A 24,780-nucleotide genomic window follows, 5' to 3' on the forward strand; every position below is an offset into this window, starting at 1 on the left:
GAAACATTGAATTTCCTTTGATCGCTGCCCATCATATAGACGGTTCGCCGGGCGGGATCGACCCGGGATGGCCTGTTTCTGAAACCGGAGTTCTGCATGAACGTGATCCGCACAGCGATGCTCCTTGCCCTGATGACGGCGCTCTTCATGGGCATCGGCTACATGATCGGCGGCTCGGGCGGCATGATGATCGCATTCGTCATCGCTGCCGGCATGAACCTGTTCAGCTACTGGAACGCCGATAAGATGGTCCTGCGGATGCATCATGCCGTCGAGGTCGACGAGCGCAACGCACCCGAATATTACGGCATCGTGCGTGAGCTGGCCGCACGCGCCGAATTGCCGATGCCGAAGGTCTACCTGATCGACAACGCACAGCCCAACGCCTTTGCCACCGGCCGCAATCCGCAGAACGCGGCGGTGGCCGCCACCACCGGCCTGCTGCAGCGGTTGAGCCGCGAGGAAGTGGCCGGCGTCATGGCGCATGAGTTGGCGCATGTGCAGAACCGCGACACGCTGACCATGACGATAACGGCAACGCTGGCCGGCGCCATCTCGATGCTCGGCAACTTCGCCTTCTTCATGGGCGGCAGCCGCGACAACAACAATCCGTTCGGCATTATCGGCGTGCTGCTGGCGATCATCGTGGCGCCGATTGCCGCGATGATCGTGCAGATGGCGATCAGCCGCACGCGTGAATACGCCGCCGACAGGCGCGGCGCCGAAATCTGCGGACAGCCGATATGGCTGGCCTCCGCGCTCGACAAGATCGCCCGCAACGCCAAGGCGATCCACAATCAGGATGCCGAGCGCAATCCGGCCACGGCCCACATGTTCATCATCAATCCGCTCTCGGGTGAGCGGATGGACAATCTCTTCTCGACCCACCCGAATACCGAGAACCGTATTGCCGCGCTGCGCGCAATGGCCCAGGAGTTCGGTGGCGGCGGCCAGCCGGCACAACCTGCCCAGGAGCAGCCGCGGCCGACGCGTGATGAAACCCAGGCCGGCCCATGGGGCGGCAGGCCTACGCCGGCACCGCCGCCTGCCGCGCCTGAAAAACCGCAGTCAAATCCGTGGGGCCGCAATCCGACGGGCCCGCGGAGCCGCAGGTCGTGACGGATGGTCGTCGCCGCGCTCACGGCGGCCCGGCCCGCAAGCCAGACCCCTTCGCCGACACGCCCGGCCTTGCTTCGCGCAAGGCGGCTGCCCGCCTGCTGGCAGCGATAGTCGACGCGCGGACTTCGCTCGACGGACTGACGGATCACGAGAACGGCCATCCGCAGTTCCTGGCGCTCGACATGCGCGACCGCGCGCTGGTCCGGGCGATCCTGACGACGGCACTGCGCTTTCGCGGCACCATCCAGGCCCTGATCGACGCGCGCCTCGACCGGCCACTGCCGGCCAACGCGCATACGCTTTCGCACGTGCTTCACGTCGCAGCCGCCCAGATGCTGTTTCTCGACGTGCCGGATTCGGCTGCCGTCGACATCGCCGTCACGCAGGCGAAATCCGATCCCCGCACCAGCCGCTTCGCGGCGCTCGTCAACGGCGTGCTGCGCGAGATCGCCCGACGCAAGGAGCGCGCGCTGCCGGCAGCCCTGGCCAAGGCAGTCGACGCACCGGCATGGTTCGTCGAACGGCTGGAAACCGCCTATGGCAAGACGCAGGCGGCAGCGATCCTCGCTGCCCATCGGCTCGAAGCGCCGATCGACCTGACGATCAAGTCGAACCCCGGAAACTGGGCCGAGCGGCTGAACGGGATCGTCTTGCCGACAGGCGGCATACGGCTCGGGAAGGTCGAGGGGGCCATCACCGAGCTTCCCGGCTTTGCCGAAGGCGAATGGTGGGTCCAGGACGCCGCAGCCGCCATCCCCGCGCAGCTTCTTGGCGACATCGCCGGCCTTCGGGTCGCGGATTTATGCGCCGCGCCTGGCGGCAAGACCGCGCAGCTCGCGCTCGCCGGCGCCGATGTGACGGCGCTTGAAATCTCGCCCAACCGCGCTCGCCGTCTGTCGGCCAATCTGGAGCGGCTAGGGATGGAGGCAGAGATCGTCGTTTCGGACCTCTTCGCATTCGAGCCCGCGACCGCGTTCGATGCCGTGCTGCTGGATGCGCCCTGCTCTTCGACCGGTACGGTTCGCCGCCATCCCGACGTGCCATGGACCAAAGGCCCCGAGGATGTGGCAAAACTGGCCGCGCTGCAGGCGCGTATGCTCGCGCGCGCGGTGGAAATGGTGAAGCCAGGCGGGCTCATCGTCTTTTCGAACTGCTCGCTCGACCCGCTGGAAGGCGAGGCGCTCTTTCGAGACTTCGTTGCAACGCACCCGGACACCGTGCCCGAACCCGTGAAGCCCGGCGAATTTGGCTTTGCCGACCCGTTTCTAGGCGATGATGGAACCGTGCGCACGACGCCGGCGGGTCTCGATCTCGGCGAGCCGGCCCTGTCAGGCCTAGACGGCTTTTTCGCAGCGCGCCTGCGCCGTCGCGGGTGATCTCCAAGAGAATTTCAGCCTTCGCATAAATTCTTGAATCATCTAGTGTATTGGCAACTTCGGCGGTCCGGGGCTGCGATTCGGAGGTTGGACAACTTGGCGGTTGCGAGGGGTAATTCCCCGCAAATATGGGCACTTGTCGCATCGACGATGTGGCGAAGGCTGCGCGGCAGGTTGCGCGTCGGCCCGGTTTACCGATGGCGGTTCACCGGCCGCACCCCCGAGCGCGTATTGATCGCACCGCCGGACCTGCGGCTCGCCGACCCGCAGATCGCCCACGAGATCTATCACGGTCGCTTCCCGTTCGCGGGCTACATGGTCGAAACGGACGGAGCATCGCCCTTCGCCGCCGAAATACCGAGCGCCGCCTGGCTTGCCTCGCTGCACGGCTTTCGCTGGCTGCGCCACATGCGCGCTGCCGAAACGGAACTTGCGGCCGCCAATGCCCGCGCTCTGGTGAGCGACTGGATCGCCCTGCACGGCCGTCGGATCGGTGGTGTCGCGTGGACCCCCGCCATCACCGCCCGCCGCGTGATCGCATGGCTGCAGCATTCCGCGGTCGTTCTGCAGGGTGCGGAGTTTCCGTTCTATCGCGCCTTCCTCAAGTCGCTTGCCGTCCAGATCCGCTATCTGCGTGCAACCGCGCCGGAAATGCCGGACGGAGAGGACAAGCTGCGCGCCCGCATCGCGCTTGCCTTCGCGGCCCTCTCGCTGCCTGCCCCGCCTTCGGCCCTGCGCAATGCGTCGCGCCTGCTGTCAGCCGAACTGGAGCGGCAGATCCTACCGGACGGCGGCCACATCTCGCGCAATCCGGAAGCCATCCTCGAATTGCTGGCGGACTTGCTGCCACTGCGCCAGACCTATTCCAATCAGGCCGAGGCGCCGCCCGAAGCGCTGATCGGCGCGGTCGAGCGCATGCTGCCGGCCCTGCGCTTCTATCGCCATCAGGACGGCACGCTCGCGCGCTTCAACGGCATGGGCGCCACCAGCCACGACCGGGTCGCGGCGATCCTCCACCACGACGATACCGCCGGCGCGCCGTTGTTGCATGCGCCTTATTCAGGCTACGAGCGGCTTTCGATGGGCGGGGTGACGGTCATCGCAGACACGGGCATGCCGCCACCGGCGGAGGTGTCGCATGCCGCGCAGGCGGGATGCCTGTCCTTCGAGCTGTCGTCCGGCAGGAGCCATTTCGTCGTCAATTGCGGTGTCGACACCTACGGATCCGACGATTTCAGGCCGCTGGCGCGCTCAACGGCGGCCCACTCCACCGCGACGCTTAACGATACGTCTTCCGCGCGCTTCGCGTTGACCCAGGGGTTTGCCGGCATCATCGGCGCGCCGTTGCTTTCGGGGCCACGCTCCGTGCCGTGCAAACGCATGGATTCGGCGGGCATCCAGTCTTTTGTCGCGCGCCACGACGCCTATGTGGCTCGTTTCGGCCTCTATCACGAGCGCGAACTTGCACTGGGCGCGGGTGGCGAGTTACTCGAGGGCATCGACCGCATATTCCGACGGGGCGGTGAGGTCGCAAGGGCCGACGGCCGCGACCAGACTGTCGTGCGGTTTCACCTTCACCCCGACGTCGCGCTGTTCGAGAACAAGCGCAGCGAGCTGGTGCTTGCCACCCCCGGCAACGAGGAACGTTGGGAATTCTCCTGCGAAGAGCTGGCGCCGGAGGTCGAGGAATCGCTGTTCTTCGCCGGCCTCGGCGGCCCCCGCCGAAGCCGCCAGATCGTTCTGGCCTACAACGCGTCCGATCACCCGGAAATCCACTGGCGCTTCCTGCGCATCTGACGCCCGGTCATTTGCATTCCAGCTCCGCTGTGCTACGGCCCGCCCATCCCCGCAGCCGCAAGATGGAGCCTGCCGCTTATGGCCGTCGCCTCGAAGAACATCCCCGCTCCCGATCTCATCAAGGCGCACCGCGCGCTGCTTTCCGTGTCCGACAAGACCGGGTTGGTCGATCTCGCCCGGACGCTCGCTGAAGCCGGCATCGAACTGGTCTCCACCGGCGGCACGGCAAAGGCGATCGCCGAGGCGGGCATCGCGGTGAAGGACGTTTCCGACATCACTGGCTTCCCTGAGATCATGGACGGCCGCGTCAAGACCCTGCATCCATCCGTTCATGGCGGCCTTCTCGCGATCCGCGACGATGCGGAGCACGCAGCGGCGATGCGGGAGCACGGCATCGGGCCGATCGACATCGCCGTCATCAATCTCTACCCGTTCGAGGAAGTCCGTGCAGGCGGCGGCGACTATGCGTCGGTGGTAGAGAACATAGACATCGGCGGCCCCGCCATGGTGCGGGCGTCCGCCAAGAACCACGCCTATGTGGCGATCGTCACGGACCCCGCCGACTACGCGCGCCTCTCCGAGACGCTGGCTGCGAATGACGGCGCGACGCCCTACCGCTTCCGCCAGGAGCTGGCGGTAAAGGCCTACGCGCGCACAGCCGCCTACGACGCGGCGATCTCTGGCTGGTTTGCAGACGCGCTCGACATCGAGGCTCCGGCATGGCGCGCCTTCGGCGGCAGGCTGGAGACGGTGATGCGTTATGGCGAGAACCCGCACCAGAAGGCCGGTTTCTACGTCAACGGCGACGAGCGACCCGGCGTCGCCACCGCCCGCCAGCTCCAGGGCAAGCAGCTTTCCTACAATAACGTCAACGACACCGACGCCGCCTTCGAGCTCGTCGCCGAGTTCGATCCGGCGCGCACAGCCGCCGTCGCGATCATCAAGCACGCCAACCCTTGTGGCGTGGCGGAGGGCGATAGCCTGCGCGAGGCCTATCTCGCTGCGCTTGCCTGCGACCCGGTTTCGGCATTCGGCGGCATCGTCGCGCTCAACCGCCTGCTTGACGCAAAAGCCGCGGAAGAGATCGTGAAGACCTTCACTGAGGTGATCATCGCGCCCGAGGCGTCACCCGAAGCCATAGCGATCGTCGCGGCCAAGAAGAACCTGCGGCTGCTGGTGACCGATGGACTGCCCGACCCGCGCGCTGCCGGCATCATGGCGAAGTCGGTCGCAGGCGGCCTGCTGGTGCAATCGCGCGACAATGCCGTGGTCGATGACCTCGACCTCAAGGTGGTGACGAAGCGCGCGCCGTCAGATGCCGAGATGGTCGACCTGCGCTTCGCCTTCCGCGTGGCCAAGCACGTCAAGTCCAACGCCATCGTCTACGCGCGAGGCGGCGCGACCGTCGGCATCGGCGCAGGCCAGATGAGCCGCGTGGACTCCTCGCGCATCGCCGCCCGCAAAGCGCTGGATGCGGCGGAAGCCGCCGGGGGCGGCGAGCCGCTGACGAAAGGCTCGGTGGTCGCCTCCGACGCCTTCTTCCCGTTTGCCGACGGGCTGCTCGCAGCCGTCGAGGCAGGCGCCACAGCGGTCATCCAGCCCGGTGGCTCGATGCGCGACGACGAGGTCATCGCGGCGGCCGACGAGCATGGCATCGCCATGGTCTTCACCGGAGTGCGCCACTTCCGGCATTGAGCGTTTCTGCGTTCCTCCCAAAGGAAGAAAACTCACGCCCGCGCCACCTCATATTGCCGGCTCTTGACCATCGGCAGCAGCACCAGCCCGATCATGAACAGGACGATGATCGGCGTGACACCCAGTCGCTGCGCCTCCTGGGTCGATAGCCCGAACGCTTCCTGCGCGAAGAAGGCGGTGGCAAACGCGATCGCCAGCGGGCCGATGAAGGTGGTGGCCTTGCCCGACAGCGCGTAGAGGCCGAACGCCTCCGTCACCTTGTCGCGGTCCACCTGGTCGACCAGCAGCGTGCGCGAAGCGGCCTGGATTGCGCCGCCAGCCGCGCCGATCAGCGCCCCGGCGACATAGAAGGTGATGTCAGGCAGGCCGCTGCCGCCGGCGGCATCCGCCACCGTGATGAAGAGCACCTGTGTCTGCGTGGTCGAAATGACGAGCAGGCAGCAGAAGGTTAGGATCAGGATGGACCAGCTCACCACGACCTTGGGGCCGTAGCGCTGGTCGGCGCGGCCGCCAAGCCAGGCGCCGGCCGCACCCGTGATGTTGGCGAGGATGCCAAAGATGCCGATCTGGATGATCGACCAGCCGAGCACGCCCGCCGCATAGATGCCGCCGAAGGCATAAAGCGCATTGAGCGCGTCGCGGTAGAACATGCTCGACATCAGGAAGCTGAAATAGCTGCGCTCGCCCGGCAGCCGCCGCAACGTCTTGCCGAGTTGCGAAAGCCCTTCCTTCACCGCACCGGAGACCGACGGCTTGCGCTTCACGTCGGGTGTGAAAAGGAACATCGGCAGCACGAACACCACGTACCATAGCGCCGTCAGCGGGCCGGCAGACCGGTCCCCCTCCCGCATGGCCGGGTCGAGCCCGAACAGCGGTTCGAAACCCAGCAGCGTGCGGCCCGTTTCAGGCGATGCGGAGAGGAAGCCGAGCACGAGGACGAGCGTGATGAGACCGCCAAGATAGCCGAGACCCCATGCCGAGCCTGAAAGCCGGCCGAGCTCGGAGCGGGGCACCAGAGTCGGCATCATCGCGTTGTTGAAGACGGCTGCGAACTCCATCCCGAACACCGCCAGCGCGATCGCCAGGAGCACGAATGTCAGGTTCTCCATGCCGGGCACGGCGAACCACAGAGCCCAGCAGCCGATCACGCCGAGAATCGAGAACGCGAAGATCCACGGCTTGCGGGGGCCGCTGGCGTCCGCAATCGCGCCGAGCACCGGCGACGACAGCGCGATCAGCAGGCCGCCTATGCCGGTGGCGTAACCCCAGAGTTCCTGCCCACGCGCGGCGTCCGGCGCCACGGCCGCGGCGAAATAGGGGGCGAAGACGAAGGTGATGATGAGCGTGTGGAAAGGCTGCTGCGCCCAGTCGAACAGCATCCAGCCCCAGATTCCACGCTTCGGTGCGCGCGTTTCCTCAACCATCACCCCTCCCGATATCCTGACGGATGCGCCGCCCGGTTGTTCTTATCCCAGATCGGACATCAGGCCGGAAGCGACCGTCAGGCGCGAGACCGTCAGCTCGCCGCCCTCGGTCAGCGCCTGCAGCCGGTCGCGCACGCGGGCCACGCGTTCGCCACCGGCCTCCAGCCAGGTTGCGACCGGGTCGGCCTGCTTGCCGAAGCGAGAGAGCGCCGCCGCCGCCATATCGTTGCGGGCTGTGCTGATCATCTCCGTGGCGCGCGAGAGCGCCAGCCCGTCATAATAGTCGGACGGGGTGATCGCGCGCGCGGCATCCGAGATGCGGCCGATACGGAAGGCGTCTGTGACGGCGAAGAACGCCTGCGCCGCCTCCACCAGGCCGGACTTTGCATCCCGCGCGACACGGGCGATGTCCGGAACCAGTTCCGCGATGGGCAGGAAGGCGACGCGCTTGGCCAGCGCCTCCGGCGCGCCGGCCTTGAAAAGCTCGTGGGTACGCTCCTCCAGCCGGTCTCCGGTAAAGGACGGCAACATCGCGCCGATGCGGCCCTCGAGTGCCTTGCGCGCGGCCCGCAGCGCCGCGATGCGCTCACCCAGCGGGGCGGCGTTGTCGTCGTGCTTGAGGAACCACGTGGTCGCCGAATGCACCAGCCGCCCGACCGACTGGTAAAGCTCGAGCTGGAGGTTGCCGTCCACCTTGTTGTCGAGCGCGTCGATCTCGCTGTAGAGCGCCGGCAGTTCGAAACCGTCCCGCACGACCGAGAAGGCAGCCACGGCTTCGGCCGCCGCGCAGCCGGTCAGGTCCTGCATGCGCGTAATGAACGACGGCCCGCCACGATTGATAACATCGTTGCCAACAACCGTCGCAACGATCTCGCGCCGCAGCCGGTGTCCTTCGATTTCGGTCGCATATTTCTTGGCCATGCGGGCCGGGAAATAGCTCATCAGGTCGGTATGGAAATGCGGATCGTCGGGCAGCTTGCTCGCCACGATGTCGTCGAACAGCACGATCTTGGCATAGGCGAGCAGGACGCCGATCTCGGCGCGGGTCAGCGGCTCGCCGCGCGTCTCGCGCTCGGCCAGTGCGGCACTGCTCGGCAGCACCTCGACAACCCGGTCGAGCTGCCCCCGCCCCTCCAGCGCTTGCATGAAGCGCTCCTGATGAGCAAGATCGGCCAGCCCGCGCCGGCGGGTGAGCGAGATCGACAGCGTCTGCTCGTAATTGTTGGCGAGCACCAGCGCCGCTACCTCTTCGGTCATCTCGGCGAGCAGCTTGTCGCGGGCGGGGCGCGTGAGCGAGCCCTTGCGCATGGCAGCCGCCAGCGCGATCTTGATGTTGACCTCGACGTCCGACGAATTCACGCCGGCGGAATTGTCGATCGCGTCGGAATTGCAGCGCCCGCCATTGAGGCCATATTCGATACGCGCGCGCTGGGTCAGGCCGAGATTGGCGCCCTCGCCGACAACCTTGGCCCGCACCTCGGCGCCGATGATGCGGATCGCGTCGTTGGCGCGATCGCCCACCTCGGCATTCGATTCGCCCGCGCCGCGCACATAGGTGCCGATACCGCCGAACCAGAGCAGGTCCACCGATGCCTTGAGGATGGCATTCATGATCTCGGCCGGCGAGGCCGTCGCCTTGTCGAGCCCGATCGCGTTCATGGCCTGCGGGGTCAGCGAAACCGACTTGGCCGAGCGCGGGATCACCATGCCGCCTTCCGACATGGCCTCGCGGTTGTAGTCCTGCCAGTTGAGCTGCGGGTTCTCGAATAGCCGCTTGCGCTCGGCGAAGGATTTCGCCTCGTCGGGGTTCGGATCGATGAAGATGTCGCGATGGTCGAACGCGGCGATAAGCCGGATGCAGGGCGACAGCAGCATGCCGTTGCCGAACACGTCGCCTGACATGTCGCCGACGCCGACCACGGTGAAGGGCTCGGTCTGGATGTCGCGGTTCATCTCGCGGAAATGCCGCTTCACCGCCTCCCACGCGCCACGCGCTGTGATGCCCATCTTCTTGTGGTCGTATCCGGCCGACCCGCCCGATGCGAAGGCGTCGTCGAGCCAGAAATCATGCGACTGGCTGATCGCGTTTGCGGTGTCAGAGAACGTCGCCGTACCCTTGTCGGCCGCGACCACGAAATAGGGGTCGTCACCGTCGCGGCGGATCACGCCCTTCGGCGGCACGACCTTGTCGCCGTGGAGATTGTCGGTGATCGACAGCATAGTCGAGATGAAGTTGATGTAGGCCTTCTTGCCGGCCTCGAATATCTCGGCGCGGCTGCCGCCTGTCGGTAGCAGGCGCGGGTAGAAGCCGCCCTTGGCGCCCACCGGCACGATCACGGCATTCTTGACCTGCTGCGCCTTGACGAGACCCAGCACCTCGGTGCGGTAGTCCTGCGCACGGTCCGACCAGCGCAGGCCGCCGCGCGCCACCGCGCCGAAGCGCAGATGCACACCCTCGACCTCTGAGCCGTAGACGAAGATCTCGCGCCATGGACGCGGTTCCGGCAAACCGGAAACGGACCGCGAATCGAGCTTGATCGCGAGCGAGCGCGGCCCTTCGGATTTGACCGAGAAATAGTTGGTGCGCAACGAGGATTCGATGAGGTTCTGGTAGCGGCGCAGGATCGTGTCGTCGTCGAGGTTCGGGACTGCGTCAAGCGCGTCCTTGATCGCCGCCTTGATGTGAAGGGCCGTGACGTCGCCCTCCTTCTGCATGGCCGGGTCGAACCGCGCCTCGAATAGCTGGAAGAGGGCCCGCGCTACGTCGGGGTATCGGTTGAGCACGGCAGCGATAAAATCCTGGCTCTGGGGAATACCGGCCTGCTGGAGATAGCGCCCGTAGGCGCGCAGGAGCTGTATCTGATGGGCGCCCATGCCCGCCGTCTGCACCAGCGCGGCATAGGCGTCGTTGTCGGTTTCCCCGCGCCAGACGGAAAGGAACACTTCTTCCAGCAATGCGCCGCCGTCGGACAGGTCGATCGGCTGGCCGAAGCCGTTGACCAGCTCCATGTCGTGCACGAAGGTGGGCGCCGCGCCCTCCTCGGCCTCGATCTCGAATGTGCGCTCGCTGATGACGCGGAAGCCCATGTTTTCGAGAAGCGGCACGCGCTTGGACAGCGCCACCGGCGTGCCGTGATGATAGATTTTCAGTCCGGCATCGGAAGCTGTGTGGTCTCCAAGCCGGTAAAAATCGATCGCAATGGGGTTCTCAGGGCCGACATTCGCGATCCGGCCCGCGTCGCGCAGCGCAATGTCTGCCGGGAACGAGTTGCGATAGCTCTGCGGCAGGCGGTTGGCGATGGCCACCATCGCGGGCGCCACACCGGCATCGGCGGCAGCCTCGCGCAGAGCGTCGTCCCAGGTGCGCACGATGGCGCGCAGACCCGCCTCGAGCGCCGCGGTCTCGACCTTGGGGGTCTTGTCCCCCGAGCGGCCGATGATGAAGTGGACGCGGGCGAGACTGCCTTCCGGAAAGGCCGGATAATAAGCCGACAAACGTCCGTCAAAGATCGTCTTGAGGAAATCGCCGATTCGCTCGCGCACGTTGGAATCGTAGCGGTCGCGCGGCACGAAGACGATGACGGAGACGAAACGGTCGAACTGGTCGACGCGGAAAAGTGCCCGCACGCGCGGCCGCTCGCCCAGCGCCAGGATCGCCTCGGCATGCTTGCGCAAAATCGGAACGCTGATCTGGAACAGCTCGTCGCGCGGATAGGATTCCAGCACGTTGATGAGCGCCTTGCCGGAGTGGTCGCCCGGATCGAACCCCGACCGCGCGATGACGGCGTTGGCCTTCGAGCGCAGATAGGGGATCTTCATCACCGAGCGCGTGTAGGCCGTCGAGGTGAACAGGCCGACGATCCGCAGTTCGCCGGTCAGCTTGCCCTTCGCGTCGAAGGTCTTGACCCCGATATAGTCGAGATAGATACGCCGGTGGACGACCGACTTGGCATTGGCCTTGGTGACCAGCAGCGGCTCCGGCCCGTGCAGGAATGCGCGGATCTCGGGCGTTGTCGTCACCGGCTCCGCGCCGCGACGCAGCACCCGCACGTCGGGGTCGGCAAGAATGCCGAGGCCGACCTTCTTGGTGCGCTCGAGCGAACCGCTCTTCTCGCCCCCGACATATTTGAACTCGCGCATGCCCAGGAAGGTGAAATTGTCGTCTCGCAGCCATTCCAGGAACGCGATGCTTTCGGTCACCTCGTCCTTGTCGAGCGGCACCGGCACGTAGCGGAAATCGTGGATCGCCTGGTCGAGCCGGGCGAGCATCGGTTTCCAGTCGGTGACGGAGGCTCTCACCTGCGAGAGGATATGCCCCAGCCGGCCCTTGAGTGCATCAGCCGCTTCCTTGCCCATGCGCGCGACATGCACATGGATGAGGCTGACGCGGTCAGCCTGCGGGTCCGATTTGCCGGCCGACCCGTCGCCCACCAGATCGGCGACGCCGTTCTTGTCGTGCTTAACCAGAATGACCGGGTGCAGCACCAGCGACGCCTCGCCGGCGCTCTCTGCGATCTCGCCGGTGATCGAATCGAACAGGAACGGCATGTTGTCGTTGACGATGGTGATCGCGGAAACCGGGCGGCCGTGCCGCAGGAGCGCCGGGTCCTCGTCGATGGAGATAACGCTTTCGCCGCGCTTGTGCCGCTTCAGTGCCGCGTAAGCCAGCCCGGCCGCATGTTCGAAGACGCCGGGATCGTAATCGGAAAGGTCTTCGGCCGGGGCCCTTGCCTTGAGGAAGGCCGCAAGCTTCTCCACTTCAGCCGTTTTCGACTTTGTGGCGGTCGGCTTCCTGGTGCCCGCAACCATGGCGATTCCCTCTCCCAAATAATACTTTTGTCGGTATCGTAGCAGACAAAAACGGTTTGACGAGCCGGGTTGACCACCGGCGCGCGGCGAATATGCAGACAAGCGATGAAAGGGAGATGAAGCGATGGGCGAAAAGGTGACGGCGCTGGATCTGGCGCAGGAGGGCGAGCTTTCCGATGCAACGAAGGCCTATTTCGCCAAATGCGAGGAGAAACTTGGCCTCGTGCCCAACGTGCTTCTGGCCTATGCGTTCAACGAAAAGAAGCTGCGCGCCTTCACCGACATGTACAACGACCTGATGCTCGGCGATTCGGGTCTCTCCAAGCTCGAACGCGAGATGATCGCGGTCGCCGTCTCGTCGGTGAACCATTGCTACTACTGCCTCACCGCCCACGGCGCGGCGGTGCGCCAGCTCTCCGGCGACCCGGCGCTCGGCGAGATGATGGTGATGAACTATCGCGCCGCCGATCTGACGGCAAAACAGAAGGCCATGCTCGATTTCGCCGTAAAGCTGACCGAGCGGCCCGACACGATCGAGGAAGCCGATCGGCAGGCCCTGCGCGATGCCGGCTTTTCCGACCGCGACATCTGGGACATCGCCTCGACAGCCGCCTTCTTCAACATGTCCAACCGGGTCGCGGCCGCCATTGACATGCGCCCCAACGCCGAATACCACGCCATGGCACGGTAGACGATGAGCATAGATACGTCAGGCACCTGGTGGGTCGGCAGCGAGCCGAGCGATATCGCAGGCTTCCTGGCAGCCTATGCCCCCAAAGGGTATGAGGTCCACGAACTCCGGCTTGCTCAATGCAACTGCGGATCGTTAGCGTTTCTCTTGGACGCGGACGACAATGAGAGTGTCGCGCGGCGAACGTGTAGGAGTTGTGCATCCGAGCATTTCATATGTGACAGCGGCGAATACTGGAGCGACGCCGAGCCGGAGCGTCTGAAATGCATTGAATGTGGGTCGGAGTCCACCAATGTGGGTGTCGGGTTTTCAATCTATCCCGACCGGGGCGGCATTCGGTGGCTCTACGTCGGGACCCGGTGCACCGCGTGCGGAGTACTGGGCTGCTTCGCCGGTTGGAAAGTTGGTACGTCAGACAGTATGAATCTCTTGGAGTCGGTCTGAACTTTCTGGCTCCATTGGACGCCGATAAGGAACATCACGACCGCGCGGCGATCGCGGCGGCGGCCCCGGCCATGGTTGTCGCCGAGACCCGGTTGGCGGCGCGCATGGCGCGTGGGCTGCGCAGCAGACGACGCGCCTGCACGGCTGCCGCGACCCAGACGAGATCTATGGCGATCAGCACGAGAGCCATCGTCGCCGTCAGCTCGGTCCAGCCGACCAAAGTGACCTGGCCCAGATCGATAATGGTCGGCAGCAATGCCATGTAGAACATCATGATCTTGGGATTGCCGAGCGTGACGGCCATGCCGGCCATGAACAGCCGCCACGGCGACTCGGCGCGCGGCATTTCGCCTTCGCGGATCGTCACCGGTGCCGTCCACATCTTCCACGCGAGCCAGCAGAGATAGGCCACCCCCGCCCATTTCAACACGACAAAGGCGAAGTGAAAGGTCTGCGCCACGAAGGCGAGGCCGAAGACGGCCATCGACAGCCAGATCGCCTCGCCGATCCACATGGCGGCCAGAAACGGAAAGACATCGCGAAACCCCTTGGAGATCACACGCGCCACCAGCGCGGCGATCGACGGGCCGGGCGAGCCGGCTGCAACCAGCAGGGCGCCGGCAAAGACGATGAGCGAGGTCAGTTCCATTGTTCAACCCTCCTGGGCCAAGAGCCTGAGGTTACCGTGTCGACAGCGCCAGCCGCAGGCCGAGCAGGGCGAAGGCTGTAGCGAAGCTCCGCCGCAGCCACGCCATGACGACCGGGCTCGACAGCACGCGGCCGCGCACCAGTGCGGCCATCTGGCCGTAAATGACGAAGACCGCGAAGGTCATCGCCATGAATATCAGGGCGAGCCAGACCATCGTCGCCGTCGGCGCTGCGGCGTCGGCTGGCACGAATTGCGGCAGGAAGGCGAGGAAGAAGATCGAAAGCTTCGGGTTGAGGATGTTGATCAGCACGCCGCGCCGGGCAATCGCGAAATGCGACAGCCGGGACCGTTCCGGCTGGGCATCGAGCAGGCCGCGCTCCTTCAGCGTGTTCCAGGCCATCCACAGAAGGTAGGCAACACCGGCGAACTTGACGATCTGGAACAGCACCGCGCTGGTATGCATCAGCGCCGCAAGACCGAGGATCGCCGCCACCATATGCGGTATGATACCCAGCGTGCAGCCGAAGGCTGCGGACACCGACGCGGCCCCGCCGCGACCGAGGGCCACCGCCAGCGTATAGAGAACGCCGGTGCCCGGCGATGCGACGACGATCAGGGCCGTAATCAGAAATGCCAGGTCCATGATGCGGGCCTCCCGATGCAAAGCCCGCATCATCGCCGGAAGCCGGACGCTGTCAATCGACCGGTGCAGACGCTGCTGACATGGGAGTGTCAGCCTGTCCGGATGCGGCGGCTCGAAGTAACGCCGCATCGCTCAGCCCGTCGAGCTTGAGCCATACCCGCTGCCCGTCGCGCACCGGTCTGGTCAGAGCAGTCGCCGCCGCCGGCTCGAACGCCAGCCATCCAGTCAGCGCCAGTTTGTTGACAGCGCTTCGCGAAACGCCGAGCCCAAGCGCCAGCAACTTGTCGCACCGTATACCCGGCACCGGCGACGGCATGCGTACGGTGATTTGCAGAAGTGCGGCATCTACCTTGCAGGCTGAAGCGACCGCCTTGGCGACCGATAGGCCGATGTGATCGCCTCCGGGGTCCCAGCGCTTGATGCCGGTCGTGTCGAGAGCGGTTTTCGACGCAAGCCTTGGATCGTTGCGCTGCAATGCGTCGAGCAACGCCGGATCGACCGCGTTTCGGACCCGGCGCTCGAACACCGGTCGGTTCCAGGTCTGGTCGCAGAAGGTGCAGCGATAGATCAGCCAGGCGTCGAGACGCTTCCCATTGGCGTTGAGCCGAAACCGGCCGCTGCTGGCGAATGCCCGCCGCGTGTCGCAGCGTGCGCAGGTCAGGATCGGCATGGGTGGGACGGATACGGTCGAGGTGATGGTCCAGTTGATGCACAGGGTGCCCGGCATAAACGCTTGCCCTTGAAAAGGGTCCGGCGGAGCATGCGGGGCGAGACGCCTCGTAAGAGGCTCGGTGCGGCGGCGCTAGGATATGTTCGGGACGGCGTGTCCGGAGGCAGGCGATGCCATACCGGTCTCGAACCGCCGCCCCTCACGAACGAAGACGATCTCGCGGGCGCTGTTGCGCGCCCGTTGGGGACTGACGATGAGACCGGTCGTTACTGTGGCAAAGCTCAGGGCGTCCGCATTGTTTCGGAGGCGACTTCAATAGGCCAGGATCGCACGGACGGCAAGTCGGCCCGCACGGCGAGCTGCCAAACAGCAGACGGGATCAGCCGAAGGCTGCAAGCCCGACCGGGCGTCGCGCCTGATGGCGCGCCCCCGCGGAGGGCCAGCCGCGAGGCGGCGGCGCGGCCCGTGAGCGAAAACTCTAAGCCGCGCCCGCCGTCCGCTGCTTCTCGAAGCGCTTGCGCTCGTTGGGGTCGAGATAGAGCTTGCGCAGCCGGATCGACTTCGGCGTCACCTCGACCAGCTCGTCATCCTGGATCCACGACAGCGCACGCTCCAGCGTCATGCGGATCGGCGGTGTCAGCTTCACCGCCTCGTCCTTGCCGGCGGCGCGGATGTTGGTCAGCTTCTTGCCCTTCAACACGTTGACCTCAAGGTCGTTGTCGCGGCTGTGAATGCCGATGATCATGCCCTGATAGACCTTCACGCCGGGGTCGACCACCATCGGGCCGCGATCCTCCAGGTTGAACAGCGCATAGGCGACGGCCTCGCCCTGGTCGTTGGAGATCAGCACGCCGTTGACGCGGCCGGGCAGCTCGCCCTTGTAGGGCTGATAGGCATGGAACAGCCGGTTCATCACCGCCGTGCCGCGCGTGTCGGTGAGCAGCTCCGACTGGTAGCCGATGAGGCCGCGCGTCGGCGCGTGGAAGACGAGGCGCTGGCGGTTGCCGCCGGAAGGACGCAGCTCGACCATCTCGGCCTTGCGTTCCGACATCTTCTGAACGACGACGCCGGCATGTTCCTCGTCGACGTCGACGACCACTTCCTCGATCGGCTCGAGCAGGTTGCCGTCCTCGTCCTTCTGCATGACCACGCGGGGGCGCGAGACGGCAAGCTCGAAGCCTTCGCGGCGCATCGTCTCGATCAGCACCGCAAGCTGCAGTTCGCCGCGGCCGGAGACGTAGAAGGAATCCTTGTCGGCCGATTCCTCGATCTTGAGCGCGACGTTGCCTTCGGCCTCCTTGAGCAGGCGGTCGCGGATCACGCGGCTCGTCACCTTGTCGCCCTCGGTGCCGGCCAGCGGCGAATCGTTGACGATGAAGGACATCGTCACCGTCGGCGGGTCGATCGGCTGGGCCTGCATCGGCTCGGAAATGGAAGGATCGCAGAACGTGTCGGCGACCGTGCCCTTGGAAAGCCCGGCAATGGCGACGATGTCGCCGGCCTGCGCTTCCTCGATCGGCTGGCGCTCGAGCCCGCGGAAGGCGAGGATTTTCGAGACGCGGCCGTTCTCGAGCAGCGAACCGTCGTGATGCAGCACCTTCACCGCCTGGTTAGGCTTGAGCGAACCCGATTCGATACGGCCGGTGATGATGCGACCGAGGAAGGGATTGGCCTCCAGAATGGTGCCGATCATGCGGAACGGACCGGCATGAACCGTCGGCTCCGGCACATGCTTGAGCACGAGGTCGAACAGGGGCGCCAGCCCGTCTTCCTTCGGCCCCTCCGGCGCTTCCGCCATCCAGCCGTCGCGGCCGGAGCCGTAGAGGATCGGGAAATCGAGCTGTTCGTCGGTGGCGTCGAGGGCGGCGAACAGATCGAAGACCTCGTTGACGACCTCGATATGGCGTGCGTCCGGCCGGTCGATCTTGTTGATCGCGACGATCGGCTTCAGCCCGACCTTCAGCGCCTTGCCGACGACGAACTTGGTTTGCGGCATCGGGCCTTCGGCAGCGTCCACCAGCACGATCGCGCCGTCGACCATCGACAGGATGCGTTCCACCTCGCCGCCAAAGTCGGCGTGGCCGGGGGTATCGACGATATTGATGCGCGTATCCTTCCAGTCCACCGACGTGGCCTTGGCGAGGATGGTGATGCCGCGCTCCTTCTCGAGGTCGTTCGAGTCCATTGCGCGTTCGGCCACGCGCTGGTTTTCGCGGAACGAGCCCGACTGTTTGAGCAGTTCGTCGACGAGCGTGGTCTTGCCATGGTCGACATGCGCGATGATCGCGATGTTGCGGAGCTTCATAGGTCTCTCGGAGGTTCGGCAGGCCCGGCAGGGCACGGGCGTTTTCGGTTGCCGCGCTCATACAGGCTTTTTCGCAAATGCGAAAGGGGGCGGCCGAACCTTAGGCATTCGAACCCGAAGGGCCAGCCCCTCCCCTACACAAAACGTGGGGAGAGGCTGGCTTTCCTTAAGCCATAGCGCCGGCTGCAGCGGCCCCGCGTCCTTTGCTGGTGCCCTTGAGGCCGAAGAGCGGCCGCAGCCACCGGACCCGCCGGATGACATATTCGTGGAGGATCAGGCAGCCGCCGACGGTCGCAACCACGATGATGGCGGCCTCGCCCCATACCGGCAACCCCGAACCGATCATCGCATAGCCGACCACCACGATGATCGTCTGGTGCAGGATGTACCAGGGAAACACCGCCTCTGACATGTAGTTCAGCGCCTGCGAACGCCACCGTAGAAACCGCCGTGCCAGGCCGAGCAGCGTGACGATGACGGTCCATGCGTAAATCGTGCGAACCACGCCGAAGACCGGCCAGAAACCGTCGATCCGGCGAAATTCGTCAAGATTGAGCCTTGCCACAACGATGGCGACGCCGAGTGCCAGGACGATCGCTCCCGCAACCGGCAGCACACGGTCGACCGCCGACCAGAACGTCTCGTTGCGGGCCGCGAACCAGCCGACCAGAAGCACGGTCAGGTAGTTGGCGTGTGTGGCCCAGTCGTCGATCAGCGCATGGGTTGTCGGGAAGAGCGGATTGAGCACGAGCGAGTAGAACACGAATGGCGCAGCAATGAGAAGGATCGTGGCAGGACGGCGCGCCAGCCAGCCGGTTACCACGCCGCCGAAATTGCGTTCGAGGATTTTCAGCAGCGGCGCCAGCCCTGCCAGAAGGAATGTGTAGACGAGCACATAGGCGACATACCACAGGTGATTCCAGGTCGGCGTTATGATCGAGAACCCCTCCCCGATACCGAGATAGCGCGGATAGAAATCCACGATGCTGCCTCGGAATTCGCCCTTGTAGCAGAGCTCGAAATAGGCCTGGGGCACGACCAGCGCCAGCATGCCGGAGGCAAGCGGCACGAACAGGCGCGCGCTCCGTTCCGGCAGCAGCGCCCTGAAGCCGCGCGCGTCGGCGGCAAAGCGCAGCGCGACGCCGGAAATGAAGAACAGGAGGGCGAGACGCCACGGATTGAGCAGCAACATGGCTGGCTCCAGGAACGGTGAGGCGTGATCGCTCTTCACGTGCCAGCCCCACGTCACGTAGAACATGCCGATGTGGTAGAAGATGAGCGCGCCGAAGGCGAGCACGCGCAGCCAGTCGAGATCGTGACGGCGCGTGGATTGCGGAACGGAAATGAGGGCGGACATGAATTGTCTCCGAAAGCTGTGTTGCGGAGCGAGCCTATTCACCAGCGCGCGGCGACGAACAGCGCCGGGTGACGGATGCCGGGCCGGCGGGACGAGCGGCGCGGCGCAATTCGAGGCCTGTGACCAGCGGCGGCGCGAATGGGACGAACGGCGGACGCCAGCGGGAGCACCTGTCGCGTCATGACCCTGCCGGACGTGTTGAGCGACGATGAGATCGAGCGCCGGATCGGCCGCCGCGTCTTTCTCATTTGCCTGACGTTCTTTCCTCTCGTCGCGGCGATCAACGCCGCCTCCTGGTGGACCGACGCAGTGCGCATCGGCCTTGCAGTCGATCCGCTGCAGCCATGGTTCTACGAATTCACCAGCATCGCCGCGATCCTGGCGCTGGCGCCGCTCGTCATCCTGCTCGAAAGGCGGTTTCCGCTGGCCCCTGGGGAACTGCTGCGCTCGCTTGCCATACTGGCGGCCGGCAGCGTGGCGTTCTCCCTGCTGCATATTGCCGGCATGGTCTTGCTGCGCACCTTGCTGGCGCCGCTGGTGCTCGGCGGCAATTACTGGTTCTTCGACGACCCGGTGACCGATCTGGTTTATGAGTTCCGCAAGGACCTGTTTCCCTATGCCGGCATCATCGCCATCGCGACCCTGTCCCGCAGCGTCGAGGAAAGCAGGCGCGAGACGGCGGCTACGCGCGCCGAGGCCCGCGAGACCGGGCGGCTGACGCTGAAATCGGGCGGCCGCTCCTTCTTCATTGACGCCGGCACCACGCAATGGGCGCGCGCGGCGGGCAACTATGCCGAGATTCGCGCGGGTGGACGGACCCTGCTGCCGCGTGTGACGCTGACGGCACTGGAGCAGCAGCTCCGCGAGGCAGGTGTCGACATGGTGCGGGTCCACCGCTCGCATATCGTCAACCGCTCGATGGTCACCGAAATCGTTCCGGCTGGTGACGGTGATTTCCGCATTCGGCTACGCGACGGCTCGGAGATCAGGGGCTCGCGCCGCTATCGCGACCAGCTCGGCGCCTGACGTTCCTTCAGTATCACAAAAGCCGCCGCTCCTTTCGGCAGCGGCGGCTTCGCAGAAGGCCCTAGAAATCAGGTCGAATGCACGGGATCGAGCGTCACACTGTAGAGTTCGTTGTCGTCGCGATCCATCAGCCGAACCGTCATCTGCTCGCTCTGCCCGTCGATGTCGGCGATACCGAAGAACTGCAGCCCGGCCGATGGCGGCAGGTTGGCGCCCTGTTCTGCCGTAGGGGCCTTCACGTATTTCACCTCGGGTCCGAACGTCATGTCGAGATCGTTCGGGCCGAAGGTGCCGGCATGGATGGGGCCTGAAACGAACTCCCAGAACGGATTGAAGTCCTGGAACTGCGCCTTGTTCGGATCGTAATAGTGCGCCGCCGTGTAGTGAACGTCAGCGGTCATCCACACCGTATTGTCGATACCGGCATTCTTGATGAAGCGCAGCAGGTCGGCGATCTCCAGCTCCCGCCCCTTGGCCGGGCCATGATCGCCATTGGCGACCGCCTCCGCACCGGTGCTTTCCATGAAATTGTCCCACACGATCACGCCGATCGGCATGTCGGATGCGATCACCTTCCAGGTTGCGCGTGAGTTCGCCAGCTCACGCTTCAGCCACCGCATCTGTTCTGCACCGAGGACACGCGACGCGTCGGTCATTTCCTCTTCCATCGAAGCGCCGTTGGGGCCGCGATAGGAGCGCAGGTCCAGGAAGAAGACGTCGAGCAGCGGACCATAGGCGATCTTGCGATAGACGCGCCCCGGCTCAGCCGGCATGAAGCGGATCGGCGTCATCTCGTGGAAGGCGCGCGCCGCGCGGGCGGTGAGCAGCCCCACCGACTTCTCGCTGTAGCGGTCGTCGCCGGAAAGGTCCTTCGAGCTCGACCAGTTGTTGGTCACCTCGTGATCGTCCCACTGGAAGAAGGTCGGGCAAACGGCGTTGAGCGCGCGGCAGTGTTCGTCCATCAGATTGTATTTCCATTGGCCCCGATACTCATCGAGCGTCTCGGCGACCTTGCGCTTCTCGTCGATAAGCACCTTGTTGACCCATTTGGTGCCGTCCGCGAGCTCGACTTCGTCCTTCATCGGCCCGTCGGCATAGATCGTATCGCCAGAGTGGAGGAAGAAGTCGGGTTCGTGCCGCGCCATCGTCGCATAGGTGTACATGCCCTGCTCGTCGATGCCCCAGCCTTGGCCCGCCGTATCGCCCGACCAGGTAAAGCGGACATTGCGACGCGCCGCCGGCGCGGTCCGGAAACGACCGATGACAGGCTCCGACATCGCGTTCGTATCCGAAAGATCGACGGCGACCATGCGGTAGAATATCTCCTGGTCGGAGGGCAGACCCTCGAGCAGCCGCTTCACGGCGAAATCGCTGTCGGGCAGCGCGTCGAGCGGCGCCAGCCGCGTCGGGTTGGCGAAGCTCTCCGTCGTCGAAACCTCGAACATGACACGCGACGGGCGGTCCGTGCGGGTCCAGATCATGCCGGAATTCGTATCGACATCGCCGGATTGCACGCCGTGCGTGAAAACCGGGCGGCTGCTCGCCCGGGACAGCGCCGGCATCGCGAGACCGGAAGCTGCCAGAACGGCGGTGGCCCCGGCGCTCTTCAAAAGCCTGCGCCGGTTAAGGGAGGGGATCATGTTCATGGCTGTCATCCTGATGGCTGAAAACCACGGCACCCTCCCCGAGCAAGGTTGCAGGCATTTGTCCGCTGCATGAATTTTTGCTGACTGTTCCGTGACTGTGGAAAGTTGTCAGCCGACACTGGCTGCATCGCTGCAGAGCATAGGCGCGGCGGCGCCATCACGCTCGGTATCCGTCGTGTCAGGATGGATCATCATCCGGCTTGCGCGCGCTGGCCAACCGCTGTTTGCTAATAACGGAGCGGTCCATCGTCTGGTCGCACAGGAAAGGGGGGTGTCTTGTCCATTCTCAGCCACATCACGCTAGGAACGAACGACAAGCAACGTTCGGCAACCTTCTACGATGCCGTGCTGGGGGCGATAGGCTTTGTCAGGCTACCGAAACCACCGGAGAAGCCGCTGGCCTATGAGCGCGACGGGCAAATGCCGACGGTCTACATCTACGCACCCGAGGACGGTCGACCTGCCACTTGGGGCAACGGCACGCATATCGCCTTCATCGCCGACACCCGGGCGCAGGTTGATGTGTTTCACGCGCAAGCGCTGAAATGCGGCGGCATAAGCGAAGGCAAACCGGGACCACGACCACATTACGGCCCGGACTATTATGCCGCCTATGTCCGCGACCCCGACGGCAACAAGCTGCAGGCCGTCTGCTACGCATCCGACTGAAGATCTCGGCGCCCGCGTTAACGAAAGCTTGAAACATTCTTAACGCTTGCGCGTTACCGTGGCGAAGATCGACACGAGGTCACAATGACGACGCCCGCCTGGGTTCTCAAACTTGCCGCAGCAGCAGTCATTCCCGTTATGGTCGGAATGGGGGTTGCCCTTTCCGCGCCCGCCCCACGGGTGGATACGACAGATATCCTTCGCGACGACACCTACCGCCCCGGCACCGAGGGCGTTGATTTCGCATCCGTAACGGGCCCCGTTGCCCCACGCGACGGCAGGAAGCCGGCCTGCGCGGACCCGGCAAGCGGCCTCGCGCCCTGCCTGAAGTAGCGGGCTAGATCAGCCCGCGTTTCTCCATCATCGCCTCGGGCGATGGCATCTTGCCGCGGAATGCGGTGTAGAGTTCTTCCGGGTCCCTTGAGCCACCTGCTGAATAAATGAAGGTCCGCAGCTTGCCGGCCATCTCCGGATCGAACACGTCGCCTGTTTCCTCGAATGCCGAGAACGCGTCCGCGTCGAGAACCTCCGACCACATGTAGGAATAATAGCCGGCGGAATAGCCGTCGCCTGAGAACACGTGCAGGAAATGCGGCGTGCGATGGCGCATGACGATCTCGTCCGGCATGGCGAGCCTTCGAAGCGTGTCGGCCTCGAACTCGGCGGGATTTTCCGGTGCGTCCGCCTCTGCGTGATAGGCCATGTCGACCAGCGCGCTCGCTGTGAACTCCACCGTGGCGAACCCCGCGTTGAAGGTGCGCGCAGCCAGCATCTTGTCGAGCAGTGCCTTGGGCATCGGCGCGCCGGTGCGATAGTGCAGCGCGTGCTTTTCCAGGATTTCAGGTACTGTCAGCCAGTGTTCGTAGAGCTGCGAGGGAAGCTCCACGAAATCGCGCGACACCGAGGTACCCGCCACCGACGGCCATGTGACGTCGGTCAGCATGCCGTGCAGCGCGTGGCCGAACTCATGGAACAGCGTGCGCGCATCGTCCATCGACAGAAGCGCCGGCTGGCCCTTGGGTGGCTTGGCGAAGTTCATCACGTTGTAGATGATCGGCGACGCTCCATCGCCGAGCTTGTAGCCGCTTTCCAGCGAGCTCATCCAGGCGCCGGAGCGCTTGGATGGCCGGTTGAAATAGTCGGCCAGGAATGTCGCACGATGCGACCCGTCGGCATTCTTCACCTCGAAGACGCGCACGTCCTCGTGCCAGGCGGCGATGCCCTTCTTCTCCTCGAAGGTCAGCCCGAAAAGCCGGTTCGCCACATCGAAGCACGCATCGATGATCCGGTCGAGCTGGAGGTAGGGTTTCAGCTCGGCCTCGTCGAAGGCGTATTTCTCCGCGCGCAGCTTCTCCTGCCAGTAGCGCCAGTCGGCTGCGGCGATCTTGTCGTTGCTGCCTGCGGCCAGCGCGATGCGCTCCAGCTTCGCCTTGTCGGCAGCCGCCTTCTCGCGCGCCTTCTCCCAGACCGGAACCAGCAGCTCCATCACCGCTTCGGGCGTCTTCGCCATCGTGTCGTCGAGCTTCAACGCGGCATAGCTGGCATAACCCAGCAGCTTCGCCTTCTCCGCACGCAGCGCCAGCGTCTCCTTCACGATCGCGCCATTGTCGGTCTCGCCGCCGTTCTCCCCGCGCGAAGTGAAAGCCGCGAACGCTTTTTCGCGCAGGTCCCGCCGTGCGGAGAACGTCAGGAACGGCTCGATGATAGAGCGGGAAAGCGTGACCGCGAAGCGCCCTGCCTGACCACGCGATTCGGCAGCTTCAGCCATCGCATCCTTGAGGAAGTCCGGCAGGCCGGCGAGATCGTCGCCATCGTCGAGGAACAGCGCCCATTCGGCCTCGTCGGCCAGCACATTCTGGCCGAACTGCGCACCCAGCGAAGCGAGCCTCTCGCCGATCGCTGCCAGCCTCTTCTTGTCTTCGGCTCCAAGCTTCGCACCGGCCTTGACGAAGCGCTTCCATGTCTTCTCGAGCACGCGTGCAGTCTCCGCGTCGAGCCCCAGCGCGTCACGCCGCGCGTAGAGCGAATCGATGCGTGCGAACAGCGCCTCGTTCATGTAGATCGCCGAGAAATGGCGCGACATCTTCGGCGCGATCTCGCGTTCGAGCGCCTGTATCTGCGGGTTGGTATGCGCCCCAGCCCGACCCCAGAAAATCGCCGAGACCCTGCCGAGCGCCTCACCCGCCAGCTCCAGCGCCTCCAGCGTGTTGGCAATGCTCGGCTCCTGCTCGTTGCCGGCAATCGCTGAAATCTCGGTCTCATGTGCGGACAGCGCCGCGTCGAAGACCGGAGCGAACTGATCATCGCTGATCGCCGCGAAGTCAGGCAGGCCGAGAGGCGCCGTCCAATGCGTCAGCGGATGGCGGTCAAGATCGATTGCTTCGGTGGACATGCGGAACCTCGGGGAAGAATGCGCGAACGGCGCTGGAACATCGTGCCTGATTTAGGTGCCGCGCAGCG

General features: G+C 65.0%; 16 protein-coding genes. 7 read left to right on the forward strand and 9 right to left on the reverse strand.

Going from position 1 to position 24,780, the window contains the following annotated elements; genetic code table 11:
- Positions 1-96 precede the first annotated feature (96 nt).
- From htpX to purH, 4 genes are all read left to right on the forward strand, one after another.
- Positions 97-1,119 (forward strand): zinc metalloprotease HtpX, encoded by a 1,023-nt coding sequence (gene htpX / locus ACVJNE_RS06085; protein ID WP_499563851.1) that lies wholly within the window; start codon positions 97-99, stop codon positions 1,117-1,119.
- Entirely contained in the window at positions 1,116-2,495 is a 1,380-nt protein-coding gene (locus ACVJNE_RS06090; protein ID WP_499563853.1) for an RsmB/NOP family class I SAM-dependent RNA methyltransferase, read from the forward strand. The genes htpX and ACVJNE_RS06090 overlap by 4 nt, the downstream gene beginning before the upstream one ends.
- A gap of 150 nt (positions 2,496-2,645) precedes the next feature.
- A complete protein-coding gene (locus ACVJNE_RS06095) occupies positions 2,646-4,292 on the forward strand; it encodes a heparinase II/III family protein (RefSeq protein ID WP_499564174.1) in 1,647 nt (548 codons plus the stop codon).
- 78 nt (positions 4,293-4,370) lie between these two features.
- Positions 4,371-5,987, forward strand: coding sequence for a bifunctional phosphoribosylaminoimidazolecarboxamide formyltransferase/IMP cyclohydrolase (gene purH / locus ACVJNE_RS06100; RefSeq protein WP_499563855.1), 1,617 nt, complete (start codon positions 4,371-4,373; stop codon positions 5,985-5,987).
- Between the two features lie 32 nt (positions 5,988-6,019).
- Here purH and ACVJNE_RS06105 read toward each other — a convergent pair whose 3' ends face one another.
- Positions 6,020-7,411: an MFS transporter gene (locus tag ACVJNE_RS06105; protein ID WP_499563857.1), complete on the reverse strand. Its 1,392-nt coding sequence runs from the start codon at positions 7,409-7,411 to the stop codon at positions 6,020-6,022.
- Between the two features lie 42 nt (positions 7,412-7,453).
- Positions 7,454-12,220 (reverse strand): NAD-glutamate dehydrogenase, encoded by a 4,767-nt coding sequence (locus tag ACVJNE_RS06110; RefSeq protein ID WP_499563859.1) that lies wholly within the window; start codon positions 12,218-12,220, stop codon positions 7,454-7,456.
- Between the two features lie 124 nt (positions 12,221-12,344).
- On the opposite strand from ACVJNE_RS06110, the gene ACVJNE_RS06115 reads away from it, so the two are divergent.
- Positions 12,345-12,911, forward strand: a complete 567-nt coding sequence (locus ACVJNE_RS06115) for a peroxidase-related enzyme (RefSeq protein ID WP_499563861.1) — start codon at positions 12,345-12,347, stop codon at positions 12,909-12,911.
- A 478-nt stretch (positions 12,912-13,389) separates the two neighbouring features.
- On the opposite strand, the gene ACVJNE_RS06120 is transcribed toward ACVJNE_RS06115, so the two are convergent.
- The 5 genes from ACVJNE_RS06120 to ACVJNE_RS06140 all read right to left on the reverse strand — a co-directional run bounded on the left by ACVJNE_RS06120 (position 13,390) and on the right by ACVJNE_RS06140 (position 18,979).
- Complete coding sequence (locus tag ACVJNE_RS06120; protein WP_499563863.1) at positions 13,390-14,004, reverse strand: LysE family translocator; 615 nt, start codon at positions 14,002-14,004, stop codon at positions 13,390-13,392.
- Positions 14,005-14,035: 31 nt separating this feature from the next.
- Complete coding sequence (locus ACVJNE_RS06125; RefSeq protein WP_499563865.1) at positions 14,036-14,647, reverse strand: LysE family translocator; 612 nt, start codon at positions 14,645-14,647, stop codon at positions 14,036-14,038.
- A gap of 52 nt (positions 14,648-14,699) precedes the next feature.
- Positions 14,700-15,374, reverse strand: coding sequence for a DUF1062 domain-containing protein (locus ACVJNE_RS06130; protein WP_499563866.1), 675 nt, complete (start codon positions 15,372-15,374; stop codon positions 14,700-14,702).
- A 421-nt stretch (positions 15,375-15,795) separates the two neighbouring features.
- On the reverse strand, positions 15,796-17,622 hold the full coding sequence (gene typA / locus ACVJNE_RS06135) for a translational GTPase TypA (protein ID WP_499563868.1): 1,827 nt from the start codon (positions 17,620-17,622) through the stop codon (positions 15,796-15,798).
- A 166-nt stretch (positions 17,623-17,788) separates the two neighbouring features.
- On the reverse strand, positions 17,789-18,979 hold the full coding sequence (locus ACVJNE_RS06140) for an acyltransferase family protein (protein WP_499563870.1): 1,191 nt from the start codon (positions 18,977-18,979) through the stop codon (positions 17,789-17,791).
- Between the two features lie 180 nt (positions 18,980-19,159).
- Here ACVJNE_RS06140 and ACVJNE_RS06145 point away from each other — a divergent pair, with 180 nt between their 5' ends.
- Positions 19,160-20,005 carry a LytTR family DNA-binding domain-containing protein gene (locus ACVJNE_RS06145; protein ID WP_499563872.1) on the forward strand — a complete coding sequence of 282 codons (846 nt, stop codon included), beginning with the start codon at positions 19,160-19,162 and terminating at the stop codon, positions 20,003-20,005.
- A 68-nt stretch (positions 20,006-20,073) separates the two neighbouring features.
- On the opposite strand, the gene ACVJNE_RS06150 is transcribed toward ACVJNE_RS06145, so the two are convergent.
- Positions 20,074-21,645, reverse strand: coding sequence for an alkaline phosphatase D family protein (locus ACVJNE_RS06150; RefSeq protein ID WP_499564176.1), 1,572 nt, complete (start codon positions 21,643-21,645; stop codon positions 20,074-20,076).
- Between the two features lie 282 nt (positions 21,646-21,927).
- Between ACVJNE_RS06150 and ACVJNE_RS06155 the strand changes: the two genes are divergently transcribed.
- Positions 21,928-22,320, forward strand: coding sequence for a VOC family protein (locus ACVJNE_RS06155; protein WP_499563874.1), 393 nt, complete (start codon positions 21,928-21,930; stop codon positions 22,318-22,320).
- Positions 22,321-22,657: 337 nt separating this feature from the next.
- Here the strand turns inward: ACVJNE_RS06155 and ACVJNE_RS06160 are convergent, their stop codons facing one another.
- Positions 22,658-24,712, reverse strand: a complete 2,055-nt coding sequence (locus tag ACVJNE_RS06160; RefSeq protein ID WP_499563876.1) for a M3 family metallopeptidase — start codon at positions 24,710-24,712, stop codon at positions 22,658-22,660.
- Between the last annotated feature and the right edge of the window lie 68 nt (positions 24,713-24,780).

It is taken from the genome of Mesorhizobium sp. DxT (assembly GCF_058448885.1).